The 14,919-nt window shown below is 58.0% G+C and carries 14 protein-coding genes; 6 read left to right on the top strand and 8 right to left on the bottom strand.

The genetic code is table 11. The features are described from left to right. Positions 1–64 precede the first annotated feature (64 nt). Entirely contained in the window at positions 65–781 is a 717-nt protein-coding gene (gene arcA, locus BN3796_RS08365; RefSeq protein ID WP_045911291.1) for a two-component system response regulator ArcA, read from the top strand. Between the two features lie 91 nt (positions 782–872). Here arcA and creA read toward each other — a convergent pair whose 3' ends face one another. Then, a complete protein-coding gene (gene creA / locus BN3796_RS08360) occupies positions 873–1,343 on the bottom strand; it encodes a protein CreA (protein WP_061707904.1) in 471 nt (156 codons plus the stop codon). A 212-nt stretch (positions 1,344–1,555) separates the two neighbouring features. Between creA and robA the strand changes: the two genes are divergently transcribed. Continuing rightward, positions 1,556–2,425, top strand: a complete 870-nt coding sequence (gene robA, locus BN3796_RS08355) for an MDR efflux pump AcrAB transcriptional activator RobA (RefSeq protein ID WP_061707903.1) — start codon at positions 1,556–1,558, stop codon at positions 2,423–2,425. Here the strand turns inward: robA and gpmB are convergent. Then, entirely contained in the window at positions 2,422–3,069 is a 648-nt protein-coding gene (gpmB, locus tag BN3796_RS08350; RefSeq protein ID WP_061707902.1) for a 2,3-diphosphoglycerate-dependent phosphoglycerate mutase GpmB, read from the bottom strand. The genes robA and gpmB overlap by 4 nt on opposite strands. Before the next feature lie 49 nt (positions 3,070–3,118). Between gpmB and yjjX the strand changes: the two genes are divergently transcribed. After that, on the top strand, positions 3,119–3,634 hold the full coding sequence (gene yjjX / locus BN3796_RS08345; protein ID WP_061707901.1) for an inosine/xanthosine triphosphatase: 516 nt from the start codon (positions 3,119–3,121) through the stop codon (positions 3,632–3,634). Positions 3,635–3,748: 114 nt separating this feature from the next. On the opposite strand, the gene trpR is transcribed toward yjjX, so the two are convergent. Together trpR and sltY are read right to left on the bottom strand one after the other, a co-directional pair. Beyond that, positions 3,749–4,075 carry a trp operon repressor gene (trpR, locus tag BN3796_RS08340; protein ID WP_061707900.1) on the bottom strand — a complete coding sequence of 109 codons (327 nt, stop codon included), beginning with the start codon at positions 4,073–4,075 and terminating at the stop codon, positions 3,749–3,751. 56 nt (positions 4,076–4,131) lie between these two features. Beyond that, positions 4,132–6,069, bottom strand: a complete 1,938-nt coding sequence (gene sltY / locus BN3796_RS08335) for a murein transglycosylase (RefSeq protein WP_061707899.1) — start codon at positions 6,067–6,069, stop codon at positions 4,132–4,134. Between the two features lie 226 nt (positions 6,070–6,295). Here sltY and ettA point away from each other — a divergent pair, with 226 nt between their 5' ends. Beyond that, positions 6,296–7,963, top strand: coding sequence for an energy-dependent translational throttle protein EttA (gene ettA / locus BN3796_RS08330; protein ID WP_061707898.1), 1,668 nt, complete (start codon positions 6,296–6,298; stop codon positions 7,961–7,963). 92 nt (positions 7,964–8,055) lie between these two features. Here the strand turns inward: ettA and BN3796_RS08325 are convergent, their stop codons facing one another. The 4 genes from BN3796_RS08325 to serB all read right to left on the bottom strand — a co-directional run bounded on the left by BN3796_RS08325 (position 8,056) and on the right by serB (position 13,074). Continuing rightward, positions 8,056–8,955 carry a LysR family transcriptional regulator gene (locus tag BN3796_RS08325; protein WP_061707897.1) on the bottom strand — a complete coding sequence of 300 codons (900 nt, stop codon included), beginning with the start codon at positions 8,953–8,955 and terminating at the stop codon, positions 8,056–8,058. Between the two features lie 425 nt (positions 8,956–9,380). Then, positions 9,381–10,616, bottom strand: coding sequence for a multifunctional transcriptional regulator/nicotinamide-nucleotide adenylyltransferase/ribosylnicotinamide kinase NadR (nadR, locus tag BN3796_RS08320; protein WP_061707896.1), 1,236 nt, complete (start codon positions 10,614–10,616; stop codon positions 9,381–9,383). Between the two features lie 32 nt (positions 10,617–10,648). Next, positions 10,649–12,031, bottom strand: coding sequence for a DNA repair protein RadA (gene radA, locus BN3796_RS08315; protein WP_061707895.1), 1,383 nt, complete (start codon positions 12,029–12,031; stop codon positions 10,649–10,651). A gap of 74 nt (positions 12,032–12,105) precedes the next feature. Continuing rightward, on the bottom strand, positions 12,106–13,074 hold the full coding sequence (gene serB, locus BN3796_RS08310) for a phosphoserine phosphatase (protein ID WP_061707894.1): 969 nt from the start codon (positions 13,072–13,074) through the stop codon (positions 12,106–12,108). 117 nt (positions 13,075–13,191) lie between these two features. On the opposite strand from serB, the gene BN3796_RS08305 reads away from it, so the two are divergent. Both BN3796_RS08305 and lplA read left to right on the top strand, forming a co-directional pair. After that, entirely contained in the window at positions 13,192–13,839 is a 648-nt protein-coding gene (locus BN3796_RS08305) for a YtjB family periplasmic protein (RefSeq protein WP_061707893.1), read from the top strand. Positions 13,840–13,898: 59 nt separating this feature from the next. Then, on the top strand, positions 13,899–14,915 hold the full coding sequence (gene lplA / locus BN3796_RS08300) for a lipoate--protein ligase LplA (RefSeq protein WP_061707892.1): 1,017 nt from the start codon (positions 13,899–13,901) through the stop codon (positions 14,913–14,915). Positions 14,916–14,919: the final 4 nt, after the last annotated feature.

Raw genomic sequence — 14,919 nt, 5'->3', positions numbered from 1 at the left:
ATCAGGCAGGTCAGGGACTTTTGTACTTCCTGTTTCGATTTAGTTGGCAATTTAGGTAGCAAACATGCAGACCCCGCACATTCTTATCGTTGAAGACGAGTTGGTAACACGCAACACGTTAAAGAGCATTTTCGAAGCAGAAGGCTACGATGTCTTTGAAGCGACCGATGGCGCAGAGATGCATCAGATCCTTTCTGAAAATGATATCAACCTGGTTATTATGGATATCAACCTGCCGGGCAAGAATGGCCTTCTTCTGGCGCGCGAACTGCGTGAACAGGCGAACGTCGCGCTCATGTTCCTGACGGGCCGTGATAACGAAGTTGATAAAATTCTGGGCCTCGAAATCGGCGCGGATGACTACATCACCAAGCCGTTTAACCCTCGCGAATTAACCATTCGCGCGCGCAACCTGCTCTCCCGCACCATGAATCTGGGTACGGTCAGCGAAGAGCGTCGTAGCGTTGACAGCTACAAGTTTAACGGCTGGGAGCTGGATATTAATAGCCGCTCGCTGATTGGTCCGAACGGTGAGCAGTATAAACTGCCGCGCAGCGAATTTCGCGCCATGCTGCACTTCTGTGAAAACCCGGGCAAAATTCAGTCCCGCGCAGAACTGCTGAAGAAAATGACCGGCCGCGAGCTGAAGCCGCACGACCGTACCGTTGACGTGACCATTCGTCGTATTCGTAAACATTTCGAATCCACGCCGGACACGCCGGAAATTATCGCCACCATTCATGGTGAAGGCTATCGCTTCTGTGGCGACCTGCAAGAGTAATTCCGCCCGGTACGGATGAAAAAAACGGCGCTTTCGCGCCGTTTTTTTTGCGCCAAAACCTTAAGGTGCGGCGCCACGCAGAGCCTGAAAATCAACGCCACGGCATAATCGGTACCGCGCTCAGGGCATTTTTCGGTGAGCCTTCCACAACCTTATCTGAATAGGCAAGATAGGCGAGCGTATTGCGCTTCGCATCGTAAAAACGCACCACCTGGAGCTTTTTGAATACCAGCGAGGTCCGTTTCTGGAACACCACATCTCCCTGCGCCTTACCGTTCTTAATCTTATCGCTTAACTCAATTGGCCCAACCTGCTGACAGGAGATGGCCGCGTCGGAGGTATCTTCCGCCAGTCCCAACCCGCCTTTAATGCCGCCTGTTTTCGCCCGACTGATATAGCAGGTGACGTTTTTAACGTCGGGATCGTCAAATGCCTCAACCACAATTTTATGATCCGGGCCGAAGATCTTGAACACCGTATCGACAGAGCCAATCTCTTCCGCCTGTACGGCGCGGCCAGCGAGCAGCAGCAGGGCTGTAGCGATTAAAGTCTTGTATTTCATATTGTTACCATATTTAAATGTCGCTAAGGGTCATTATTCAACAATTAAAGAAAAAACCCTAACAAGATCACAGGATTAGAAAATACCGGAAAAACAGAGAGCAGAAAAAGCACTTATGCGCAAAAAAAACACTGAATGCTAAAATGCCAAAAAATGCTATCATCCGCTAACCTGTCATCAGGCACCTGCTGTGTAAAGGATGAGGATAATATATGGATCAGGCTGGGATTATTCGCGACCTGCTTAACTGGCTTGAAGGCCATCTGGACCAGCCGTTGTCACTTGATAATGTGGCGGCAAAAGCGGGCTATTCCAAGTGGCACCTGCAAAGAATGTTTAAAGATGTTACCGGTCATGCTATCGGTGCCTATATCCGCGCGCGTCGTTTGTCGAAATCAGCCGTTGCGCTGCGCCTGACAGCTCGTCCGATTCTGGACATTGCGCTTCAGTACCGTTTCGACTCTCAGCAGACTTTTACCCGCGCGTTTAAGAAACAGTTTTCGCTGACGCCGGCGCTTTATCGTCGCGCCCCAGACTGGAGCTCGTTTGGCATGCGCCCGCCGCTGCGTCTGGGCGAATTTGTGATGCCGAAACATGAATTTATCACTCTGCCTGAGACGCGCCTGGTCGGGACCACGCAGAGCTATGCCTGCTCGCTGGAGCAGATTTCCGAGTTCCGTCACCAGATGCGTAAGCAGTTCTGGCAAGAGTTCCTGAGCCATGCGCCGAAAATCCCGCCGCTGCTTTATGGTCTGAACGAAACGCGCCCGAGCCTGGAGAAAGATGACGAGCAGGAGGTGTTCTATACCACCGCTCTGCCTCCTGAGCTGGCGAACGGCTACATTCAGGGCGCCAAGCCTGTTGTGCTGGAAGGCGGCGACTATGTGATGTTCACCTATGAAGGGCTGGGAACGGGAGTTCAGGAGTTTATCCTGACCGTTTACGGTACCTGTATGCCGATGCTGAATCTCAACCGCCGTAAAGGTCAGGATATTGAGCGCTACTATCCGGTCAATGAAGCAAGAACGGAACAAGGCCCTATCGATCTGCGAATGGAATATCTGGTTCCCATTCGTCGTTAACGCTGCAACTCATCCAGTGCGGGAGCGTCCAGATGCGACACATCTCCCGCCATCTCCACCACCCAACCCGATGCCAGCCACGGGCTCTCCTGATAGTCGATACGGGAGATAGAACAGTTACGCAGACGCAGACGTCGTTCGGCCCATGCCGGTAGCCCCAGAATAGTGCTGACCAGACAGCCGAGCGCAATGCCGTGACTCACCAGCAGCGGACGGCTCCCTTCCGGCAGCTTCAGGCACTCCGCCAGCGCCGCATGTACACGCTGGCTCAGCTCCAGCATCGACTCGCCCTCGGGAATACGGCCCCCTTCAGTGCCGTTGACCAGCGTACGGCGCCAGCCCTCTTCTTCTTCGGTAAGAGAATCCACGTGACGTTTTTCCAGCACGCCCATATCCAGCTCGCGCAGGCGCGGCTCCAGCGTCACTTCGCATCCGCAGACATCGGCGATAATGCGCGCCGTTTGCCGGGTGCGGCCTAAATCACTGGCGATAACATGGGTGATGCCAAGCGTTCTGGCCCGTTCCGCCACCTGCATCGCCTGCTTTTCGCCTTTGGCGGTAAGAGGGCTGTCTGACTGGCCTTGAATACGTCGCTCGGCGTTCCACTGCGTTTCACCGTGGCGAACAAGGTATACCTGTAACATGCGTTTTTTCCGTTATACTGCGATGAGTTTTTTTTAATCGAGCTTAATTATGCACCATGTTGTCTCTGCCACCACCAATCCAGCCAAAATTCAGGCAATTCTACAGGCGTTTGAAGAGATTTACGGCGAAGGATCCTGCCATATAGAAGCAGTCGCCGTCGAGAGCGGCGTGCCTGAGCAGCCATTTGGTAGCGATGAAACGCGAGAGGGCGCACGCAACCGCGTCGGGCACGCCAGAACGCTGCGTCCGCAGGCCGATTTCTGGGTAGCGATCGAAGCCGGGATCGATGGCGACGCCACCTTTAGCTGGGTGGTGATCGAAAGCCGTGAACAGCGCGGCGAAGCGCGTTCCGCCACGCTCCCGTTGCCAGCCGTTATTCTCGACAGCGTGCGGGCGGGCGAGGCGTTGGGGCCGGTGATGTCGCGCTATACCGGCATCGACGAGATAGGCCGCAAAGAGGGAGCAATCGGCGTCTTTACCGCCGGTGCTTTAACCCGCGCCAGCGTCTATCACCAGGCGGTGATCCTGGCGCTGAGTCCGTTTCATAACGCGATTTACCGGTAGGCCATCACATCGGTGTTAAAAGCCGGATGGCGGCTGCGCCTTATCCGGCCTGCGGTTAGGGCTGGCACAGGCCCGGTAAGCGAAGCGCCTCCGGGCGTAAAAGCCGGGCCGCTGTCAGCTATTATTCAGCAGAACCGATTCCAGCCACTGGCGCAGCTCCACCGGCGCCGATTTCAGGCTGTTTGAGCCGCGAGTGATGGTCGCGATGCCCGCGCCAAGCTCATTTTTGAGCTCCCGCTGGCTCATCTCCCCCCGCAGCAGCTCTTCGATAATACGCACCCGCGTACCGAGCGCCTCGCGCTCATCGGGCGTGAGCATAAGCTGCAGAAGAGGAAGATGCAGATCCTGTTCGTAAGCGTGACGGAGCAACTCCACAAAACGAAGCCACTCCTGATTGCGCTGTTCGGCCATCGCCGAGGAATAAGGGGAATGCTGGGTCATGGTATGCCGCCTGTTGTACTCTTAAACGAGTACAATAATACCACAACCCGGCATTATCAGTAACGTCTCTGCCACTCGGCATCGCTCAGCAGCGGCTCTTTCTCTCCCATGAAGTGGCGATAATAGACGTCATAGGCCAGCACATTCTTCACATAACCGCGCGTCTCCGAGAAGGGGATGCTCTCGACAAACGCCACGGCATCAATACGCCCGGCGCTGTTGCCAAGCCAGGTGCGCACGCGTCCCGGTCCTGCGTTATAGGCCGCCGAGGCGAAGATCCGGTTATTGCCGAACTGCTCGTAGACATACTGCAGATAGCTGGTGCCGATGTTGATATTGGTCTCAGGATCGAGCAGCTGTGACGAGCTGCTGTAGCCGGGGATATTGAACATCTTCACCGTATGGGTGGCGGTTCCGGGCATAATCTGCATCAGGCCGCTGGCCCCGACCGGTGATTTAATTTTCGGATTCCAGGCGCTCTCCTGACGGGCGATGGCCATCGCGTAGCTCGGCGGAATATCTTTCCCGCGGGTGTATCGTTCGAAGAGATCCCGGTAGGCCAGCGGGAAACGCTCTTCAAGCTGATCCCAAAGCTTGCCGGAGATGGTCGCCTGCACGCTCAGATCCCACCAGCGATTATCAAACGCATAGCGGGCCAGCTGCGCTTTTTCGGCGCTACTCCGGCTGGTTACCAGGTTAGCCCACTCGCTGCGCGCGGTGTTATCCAGATTCCAGTACATCAGCTCGCGTACGCGCGCCATCTCCGGCCCGTTTACCAGCGCCGGGTTCTGGCCCGCAGGCGCTTTGTCGATTTTCAGCGTATAGGCCTCGCCGAGACGCTGAGCGGCCGCCATCGGGTAGAAGCCGCGCTCCTGCATCAGGGCGTGGAGGATCGTTTTCGCGTCATCCTCGCGCCCCTGCTCCAGCAGCAGATCGGCCTGCCAGTAGCGCCATTCGTCTTTCTCTTTGGCATCCATCGGCAGACGGGCCAGCCAGGTGTTGAGACCACGGCGATCGCCAGCGCCCAGCGCCATGCGCACCCTGCGTTCAACCAACGAGGTGGAGTTCGAACGCATAATGGCATCGTCGCGCCAGCGCGCCTGTTCGTCAGTGACATCATTGCCCATCAGCCGCCAGGCGACGATATCGCGCAGCTCCTGAGTTTGATCTTCATTAAGCTGCTGAGCCTGCACCAGCTGCGGGATCATCAGCCGCGCGTTTTCTACGTCGTCACGCGCCACGCTCGCAAAGGCGACCGCCGCCATCTGGCGGGTAAAATCGGTTGCCCCTGTGGTACGGGCGAAGGTCAACACGGTCTCAGGATCGTTTGCCAGCTGGATAACGGCAGTGGAGATGGTTTGATAGTCTGGCAGCATCTGCCCTGCCAGCACGGTCACCAGACGGGTATTTCCCGCCTTCATCGCCAGACGAATCCGCTCCAGATACGCCAGCGGATCCTGTCTGCCGGAGGCACGCCACGCGCTGAACAGCGCATCGCACGCGTTAGGCTGGCTTTTACCGGTCAGCCACAGATCTTTAGCGCCCGCCCAGGCTTCTTCCTGCTGACCGGTGGCCCATTTCGCATAATAGTAATTGCACTGCGCCTCGGTGGTGCCCGGCTTATCGGGGCTGAAGGCCAACAGGCCGCGCCAGTCCTCGCGCCGTGCCAGCTCGTTGACGAAGCGGGACTTCAGCGTGCGCGCCGGAGGCAGCGTCGGGTTAGCCTGGATAAAATTGCTGACGGTGATTGTCGGTTCGTTCATCAGATCGTCGGTAATCTGACGGTACTCCAGATAGGGGTAAAGCGGATATTCCTTCAGGGTCGGCATTAGCGCCTGTACGGTCTCCATCTGCCGGTTATCCCACGCCTGCTTGATCTGCGCATAGCGGCTACGCTGTTCATCCAGTGAATCGGCCCGCACGGCGTTGCTCATCGCCAGCACGCACGCGCCCGCCGCCAGCAGTCGCCAGGCTACCTGTTTGGCTTTTCTCACACGCTCTCCCTCATTGTTTTTTCATCAAATGCAGCATCGTGCCGCCATAACGTCTAATTACTTTATGCTAACCAGACATCGCGCAACGCGCCACGTTCTGCATATTTTTTTACCATTCCTGCGCCCGTTAACACTCGCGCGGTTCCTGGCTGGGATTAGCCCGGGAAAAAGGCTACACTTCGCAGCTGAATACTATTTTTTTACGATAAAAGAGGCGAAGTCCAACGTGGCTCAATTCGTTTATACCATGCATCGTGTCGGCAAGGTGGTTCCGCCGAAACGTCATATTCTTAAAAATATCTCGCTGAGCTTCTTCCCGGGCGCCAAGATCGGCGTTCTGGGCCTCAACGGTGCCGGTAAGTCCACCCTGCTGCGCATCATGGCCGGTATCGATAAAGATATCGAAGGCGAAGCGCGCCCGCAGCCCGGCATTAAAATCGGCTACCTACCGCAGGAGCCGCAGCTGAACCCGCAGCATACCGTTCGCGAGTCGATCGAAGAGGCGGTGGCAGAAGTGGTTGGCGCCCTGAAACGTCTGGACGAAGTTTATGCGCTCTACGCCGATCCGGATGCGGACTTTGACAAGCTGGCCGCTGAGCAGGGCAAGCTGGAAGAGATTATCCAGGCCCACGATGGCCATAACCTGAACGTGCAGCTGGAGCGCGCCGCCGACGCGCTGCGCCTGCCGGACTGGGACGCTAAAGTAGCGAATCTCTCCGGGGGTGAACGTCGCCGCGTAGCGCTCTGCCGCCTGCTGCTGGAAAAACCGGACATGCTGCTGCTGGACGAACCGACCAACCACCTGGACGCTGAGTCCGTGGCCTGGCTGGAGCGCTTCCTGCACGACTTCGAAGGTACCGTCGTGGCGATCACTCACGACCGTTACTTCCTCGACAACGTGGCGGGCTGGATCCTCGAGCTTGACCGTGGGGAAGGTATTCCATGGGAAGGTAACTACTCCTCCTGGCTGGAGCAGAAAGATCAGCGTCTGGCGCAGGAAGCCTCTCAGGAAGCGGCTCGCCGTAAATCCATTGAGAAGGAGCTGGAGTGGGTGCGTCAGGGCACTAAAGGCCGTCAGTCCAAGGGTAAAGCCCGTCTGGCACGCTTTGAAGAGCTGAACAACACCGAATACCAGAAGCGTAACGAAACTAACGAACTCTTTATTCCGCCTGGACCGCGTCTGGGCGATAAGGTCGTTGAGGTGAGCCACCTGCGGAAATCCTACGGCGATCGCGTGCTGATCGACGATCTGAGCTTCTCCGTACCAAAGGGCGCTATCGTCGGGATCATCGGTCCGAACGGCGCGGGTAAATCGACCCTGTTCCGTATGATGTCCGGGCAGGAACAGCCGGACAGCGGTACCATCACCCTCGGTGAAACCGTCAAGCTGGCCTCCGTTGACCAGTTCCGTGACGCAATGGACAACAGCAAAACCGTCTGGGAAGAGGTGTCCGGCGGGCTGGACATCATGAAGATCGGCAACACCGAGATGCCAAGCCGCGCCTACGTGGGCCGCTTTAACTTCAAGGGCGTCGATCAGGGCAAACGCGTGGGCGAGCTCTCCGGCGGGGAGCGTGGCCGTCTGCATCTGGCGAAGCTGCTGCAGGTTGGCGGCAACATGCTGCTGCTTGATGAACCGACCAACGACCTGGATATCGAAACCCTGCGCGCGCTGGAAAACGCCCTGCTGGAGTTCCCTGGCTGCGCGATGGTTATCTCGCACGACCGTTGGTTCCTCGACCGTATCGCCACCCACATTCTGGATTATCAGGATGAAGGGAAAGTGGAGTTCTTTGAAGGTAACTTTACCGAGTACGAAGAGTACAAGAAACGCACCCTCGGCGCCGATGCGCTGGAGCCGAAGCGTATCAAGTACAAGCGTATCGCTAAGTAAGTGCCCGAGTGCCGGGTGGCGGCTTCGCCTTACCCGGCCTGGAAACTGCACGAAACTGTAGGCCGGGTAAGCGTGAGCGCCACCCGGCTTTTTTACCTGTCCACGTAATACCGCTTCACCTCATCAGACTGCATCGCAAAGTCGATATAGCTCATCAGCGCAGGCGAGTTCAGTTTGCGGCTCGGGTAGGCCAGCCATAGCTCATTGCCTTCCACCTTCCATTCAGGCATTACCGGCACCAGCGCGCCCTGCTCCACCTTATCCTCCAGCATAAACGCGGGCAGCAGCGTGATTCCGGCTCCGGCAAGGGCGCTCTCCCGGGCATAGACCAGGTTATCGGTAAAATGGGCGTTATCGGCTAAATGGCGATAGTTTTCATCATCACGCTGCAACAGCCATTCAGACCAGGATTTATGGGTGATAAAGCGATGCTCCACCAGCTGGCGCGGATGCTCCAGCGGCGCAAAGCGGGCCAGGTAGTCGGGAGAGGCGAGCATAAAGCGCGGGCAGTAGCCAATCCTGCGACCAATGAGGGAGGAATCCTGCGGCTTGCCGGTACGCCAGGCGATATCAAATCCCGTCTTGACCAGATCCAGCACGTCGTCAGAGATATTGACCTCCAGCGAGACGTCCGGGTAGTGGCGCTGGAAGCTGGCGTTCAGATGTGCCAGCAGCGTCGCGCCAATGCCCGCCGGACAGGTCATCCTCAGCCGCCCGCTGGGGTTATCCCGCAGGCGCTGAATGGCATACTCCGCACGTTCGCTCGCCGCCAGCATCTCGCGACAGTGCACCAGATAGTGCTCCCCGGCGAAGGTCAGGTTAAGCCTGCGCGTGGTGCGATTAATCAGGCGGATCCCCACCTGCTGCTCAAGCTGGCTGATGCGCTGGCTGACGCTCGATTTCGGCAGCCCGACCTTTTGCGCCGTAGCCGTAAAACTGCCGCACTCCGCCACCAGCGCAAAAAGCGCCATATCCTGAAGCTGTTTAAACATATTGTTCACCCTGTGCGGAGGTTGTTTTGCTGGATGGAATGCCCCTCACCCCGGCCCTCTCCCCAGAGGGGAGAGGGGGAAAAACTGTCCGGCTCTTTCCCAAAGAGGAGCGGGGAAAAACTGTCCGGCCCTTTCCCAAAGAGGAGCGGGGAAAAGCTGTCTAAGCATAGGCTCTCCCCTCTCCCCCCCGGGGAGAAGGTTAGGGTGAGGGGGAGCGGAGAAAACTGTCTAAGCACAGGCTATCCCCTCTCCCCCCGGGGAGAGGGTTAGAGTGAGGGGGAGCGGAGAAAGCTGTCTAAGCACAGGCTATCCTCTCTCCCCCCCGGGGAGAGGGTTAGGGTGAGGGGGAGCGGAGAAAGCAGTCTAAGCACAGGTTCTCCCCTCTCCCCTCCGGGGAGAGGGTTAGGGTGAGGGGGAAAAAGCGCTCACCTCTGCTCTCCCATTAACGCCTTCACCAGCTCCACGCAGCGCAGGAAACGCGCGTCGTAATCGGACTCCTCCACGTGCACAAACTCCACGTTGTTGGCGTGCAGCATCTCCACCAGCATGGTCTGGAACTCTTTCCGGTCCACCGAGCTGCCCAGGCTTCGCAGCCCGTCAGCCACCCACGGCGTGTTGTTTTCCAGCAAAATCACCAGATCAAAGCGATATTCATCAATCAGCGCCTGCACAAAGGGGTGCTCGCGCCCTTCATATTTTTTACAAAACGCCTGGGTAGTGACGAAGTCGGTATCGACGAAAGCGACCTTATTGGCATATTTCACCGCAAAATCAATATACTGGGCGTGGCCCAGCGCAATTTTGTCATAGTCGGAATACTGCAATGCCATCTCGTCGCCGCCGAGGTGGGAAAAGACATAGTCGCGCCCGTACTCCCACGCGCTGGTGGTGTTGAAGATGTTGGCTAACTTATTGACCAGCGTCGATTTGCCACTCGACTCGCCCCCCAGTATCGCCACCGTACGCACGAAAAACGGCTTCACTTCGGTAGGAATGTATTCCCAGTAGCGGAACGGGTTTTCGCGGATCTGCGCGCCGCTGATGTTCATAAAAGTACGCTTAGGATCGATTAATACCGTTTCGATCCCGAGATGTTCCAGATATTGCGGCGCATCGGACTCTTCAGAGGTGTAGATCCAGTTCGGCTGGATCCCTTTCTCTTCCATAAACGCTTTTATGCCGTTGCTCCAGACATCCCAGCCGTGCGGGTAGGGCTCCATCCCCTCTTCATTGAAGGCGTGAATGCGGATATTTTTCTGATACTTAAAGGTCTGCAGCAGCCAGCGCAGACGGTCCGGCACCGTGGGCTGCTGCGACATGGCGCTCTCTTCAAAAAGCGCGCGGTCGCGCTTCTCGTCATAGCCCATGATGATATACAGCTCATCCACCTGGCTGCAGGCGCGCTGAATCAGGTAGATATGGCCGGTATGCAGCGGATAGAACTTACCAAATACCACCCCCACGTTTTTGTGCAGGCGCGGAAACTCAAGCCCCAGAAACCGGTGCAGCGCTTCGAGCTTCTGCGCGCTGGGGCTTTTGATCTTGGCGTTCAGCAGCTGGCTCAGGTAGCCCTTGGTCATGCCGCTGGCGTCCGCCACCTGCTGCAGGGTGCAGCCCTTCTGACGGATAGCGGTTTTCAGATAGTCAAATGACGACGTCAATTACGGTGCCTCCTGCAAAATCGAATGAGTAATTATAAGTCGTCAAAGACGCTTAGCGCATCCGCCAGCTTTTTCACGCCAAAAACCTGCATCCCTTCCGGGACCTTTTTCGGCACATTCGCCGCCGGTACAATCGCGCGCTTAAAGCCGTGCTTCGCCGCTTCGGAGATGCGCTCCTGGCCACTCGGCACCGGACGGATCTCCCCCGCCAGCCCCACCTCGCCAAAGACCACCAGATCCTGCGGCAGCGGGCGATCGCGCAGGCTGGAAACCATCGCCAGCAGCAGCGCCAGGTCGGCGCTGGTTTCGGTGACCTTCACGCCGCCTACCACGTTTACAAAGACATCCTGGTCGGCCATTTGCAGACCGCCGTGACGATGCAGCACTGCCAGCAGGATCGCCAGGCGGTTCTGTTCCAGACCCACAGCCACGCGACGCGGGTTCGCCATCATGGAGTGATCCACCAGCGCCTGAATCTCCACCAGCAGCGGACGGGTGCCCTCCCAGACCACCATCACCGAGCTGCCGGAGGTCACTTCGTCGCCGCGGCTTAAGAAGATGGCTGACGGATTGCTCACCTCACGCAGCCCCTGCTCGGTCATGGCGAATACGCCCAGCTCATTCACTGCGCCGAAGCGGTTTTTGTGGCTGCGCAGGGTTCGAAAACGGGAGTCGGCGTCGCCATCCAGCAGTACCGAACAGTCGATGCAGTGCTCTAGCACCTTCGGCCCCGCCAGGGAGCCATCTTTGGTGACGTGGCCGACCATCACAATCGCCACGCCGCGCGTTTTGGCGAAGCGCGTAAGGTAAGCGGCGGTTTCGCGCACCTGGGCGACGCTACCCGGCGACGACTGAATATCCGCCATATGCATCACCTGGATAGAGTCGATCACCATCAGCTTCGGCTGCTCCTCTTCTGCAATCATGCAGATCTGCTCGATGCTGGTTTCTGAAAGCATATTCAGATTGGCGGTCGGCAGCCCGAGGCGGTGCGCACGCATCGCCACCTGCTGCAGGGACTCTTCCCCTGTCACGTAGAGGGTTTTCATCTGTTCGGCGAGCCTGCACAGCGTTTGCAGCAGCAGCGTCGATTTCCCCGCGCCGGGGTTACCGCCAATCAGAATCGCGCTGCCCGGCACAACGCCGCCGCCGAGCACGCGGTCAAACTCTTTAAAGCCGGTGGAGAAGCGCGGCAGCGCCTCCAGGCTGATTTCCGAGAGTTTCTGGACTTTCGGGACGCCCGCGCTGCCTGCATATCCGCTCAGGCGTTCGTTGCGGGCGACGGTGGGTGATGCGGCGACACGCACTTCCGTGATGGTGTTCCAGGCATGGCAGGCGCTGCACTGCCCCTGCCAGCGCGGATAATCCGCACCACATTCATTACATACAAATGCGCGTTTTGGAGCTTTCGCCACGTTTACCTCGTTATTTCAGTGCGGCCTGTGTGCCGGATAACGCTGTCGCTTACCCGGCCTGCAGGCGCATATCACTATTTCTGATTAAGGCTGCCCGAGAGGATGCAGAACACCCCCATCAGGTCAGCATGACGGATGGTGATTTCCGTCTTTTCGTTCACCTTCGGTTTTGCATGATACGCGATGCCGAGCCCCGCGGCCTTGATCATCGGGAGATCGTTGGCGCCATCGCCAATCGCCACCGTCTGAGCGAGGGGCACCTCATATTTATTGGCCAGCCGCAGCAGCGTATTCGCCTTGAACTGCGCATCGACGATATCGCCAATCACCTGGCCTGTGAGCTTGCCGTCCCGGATTTCCAGCTCGTTCGCCACCACGGTGGTCAGGCGCAGCGTGTCGCGCAGATGGTCGGCAAAAAAGGTAAAACCGCCAGAGGCGATCGCTACCTTCCAGCCCAGCGCATCCAGCTTGAGCACCAGCTGGGTCAGCCCCGGCATCAGCGGCAGCTCATCGCGAACCTGGCGCAGGATGTTGGCGTCGGCCCCCTTCAGCGTCGCCACGCGCTGCTTCAGGCTGGCGGTGAAATCCAGCTCGCCACGCATGGCGCGCTCCGTCACTTCCGCCACCATCTCGCCGGTACCGGCAAGTTTAGCGATTTCATCGATACATTCGATCTGAATGGCGGTGGAGTCCATGTCCATCACCAGCAGGCCCGGCGTTTTCAGATGCGGGATTTTGCCAAGCGGCGCCACATCCAGTCCCGCCTCGTGCGCCAGCCGGGTCGCACGCTGGGTCAGGGAGCCCGCCAGACGGATCACCTGATAATCTTCCACGCACCAGGAGGCGACAATAACCATCGCCGCGCCAAGGCTCGTCTGATACTGGGTCAGGCGCTGCTTGTCCAGCCCGCGGCCATACAGCAGCCAGCCGCTACGACCCGCGTGGTAGTCGAGAGGCATCACCTCATCACCACTTAAAGAGAGCGGCAATCCTGGCCATAAAGAGACGTCGTTGGGCAGGTCGCACCAGGTAATGTTCGGCATTCAAGCTCCTGTAAGTTCGTTCGTGCCGGAAGAGTCCAGGGTGAAAATAACGCATGAGGCTACCTTGTAACCATCACTTCTGGCAACATTAAGCCGTAAATTTTCAGCAGGTGGAATATGGCTCGCGCAAAACTGAAATTCCGGCTTCACCGTGCGGTGATTGTCTTATCCTGCCTCGCATTACTGGTGCTGTTAATGCAGGGCGCATCGTGGTTCAGCCAGAACCACCAGAGGCAGCGTAATCCGCAGTTTGAGGAGTTAGCCCACACGCTGGCGCGTCAGGTGGCGCTGAGTCTTGCGCCGCTGATGCGCAGCGAAACGCCGGATGAAAAACGCATCGGCACTATTCTCAAACAGTTAACGGATGAAAGCCGTATCCTCGACGCTGGCGTTTATGACGAAGAGGGCAGCCTCATCGCCCGCGCGGGCGAGCATGTCAACGTGCGCGATCGCCTGGCGCTGGACGGTAAAAAAGCGGGCGGCTACTTTAATCAGCAGCTGGTCGAGCCCATCGCCGGGAAAAGCGGCCCGCTCGGCTATCTTCGCCTGACGCTGGATACCCATACCCTGCCCACTGAAGCCAGGCAGGTCGATAACACCACCAATATTCTTCGCCTGATGTTGCTCCTGTCGCTGGCGATTGGCGTGGTGCTGACCCGCACGCTGCTGCAGGGCAAGCGTACCCGCTGGCAGCAGTCCCCTTTCCTCCTGACCGCCAGCCGCTCGGTTCCGGAAGAGGAAGAGAGCGAGAAGAAAGAGCCGTAAGCGCTGCACGTTCGCGGCTTTGTCGTTAATATGGGGGCAGACGGTAAAAAGGAAACCTCATGACCACATTACGCCTGCTTATTTCTGACTCTTACGATCCCTGGTTCAATCTCGCGGTAGAGGAGTGCATCTTCCGCCAGATGCCCGCCACCCAGCGCGTACTGTTCCTGTGGCGCAATGCCGATACGGTGGTGATAGGCCGGGCGCAAAATCCGTGGAAAGAGTGCAATACCCGCCGCATGGAGGAAGATAACGTGCGGCTGGCGCGTCGCAGCAGCGGCGGCGGCGCGGTGTTTCACGATCTCGGCAACACCTGCTTTACCTTTATGGCGGGCAAGCCGGAGTATGACAAAACGATCTCCACGACTATTGTACTGAACGCGCTGAACGCGCTCGGCGTGACGGCAGAGGCCTCCGGGCGTAACGATCTGGTGGTAAAAACGCCAGAGGGCGACCGAAAAGTCTCCGGTTCCGCCTATCGCGAAACCAACGATCGCGGCTTCCATCACGGTACGCTGCTGCTTAATGCAGATCTCAGCCGGCTGGCGAACTATCTCAACCCGGATAAGAAAAAACTGCAGGCCAAAGGCATTACCTCCGTACGTGGCCGCGTCGCCAATCTTGTCGACCTGCTGCCGGGCATCACCCATGAACAGGTTTGCGCGGCCGTACGCGACGCCTTTTTTGACTATTATGGCGAGCGCGTTGAGGCGGAGGTGATCTCCCCGGATAAAGCCCCAGATCTGCCGAACTTCGCGCAGACCTTCGCCCGCCAGAGCAGCTGGGAGTGGAATTTCGGCCAGGCGCCTGCCTTCTCTCATCTGCTGGACGAGCGCTTTACCTGGGGCGGCGTCGAACTCCATTTTGACGTGGAGAAAGGGCATATCACCCGTGCGCAGATCTTTACCGACAGCCTCAATCCTGGGCCGCTGGAGGCGCTTGCTGGTCGTTTGCAGGGCTGTTTATACCGGTCGGATATGCTGCAACAGGCGTGCGATGCGCTGCTGGTTGACTTCCCGGAACAGGAAAAAGAGCTGCGGGAGCTGTCGGCGTGGATAGCCAGGGCGGTGCGCTAATAAC

This window comes from Pseudenterobacter timonensis, from assembly GCF_900021175.1.
In the GTDB taxonomy this organism is placed as follows: Bacteria; Pseudomonadota; Gammaproteobacteria; order Enterobacterales; family Enterobacteriaceae; genus Enterobacter; species Enterobacter timonensis.
Note: the sequence above shows the minus strand (reverse complement) of the source record. Positions and strands in the feature narration are given on the sequence as shown.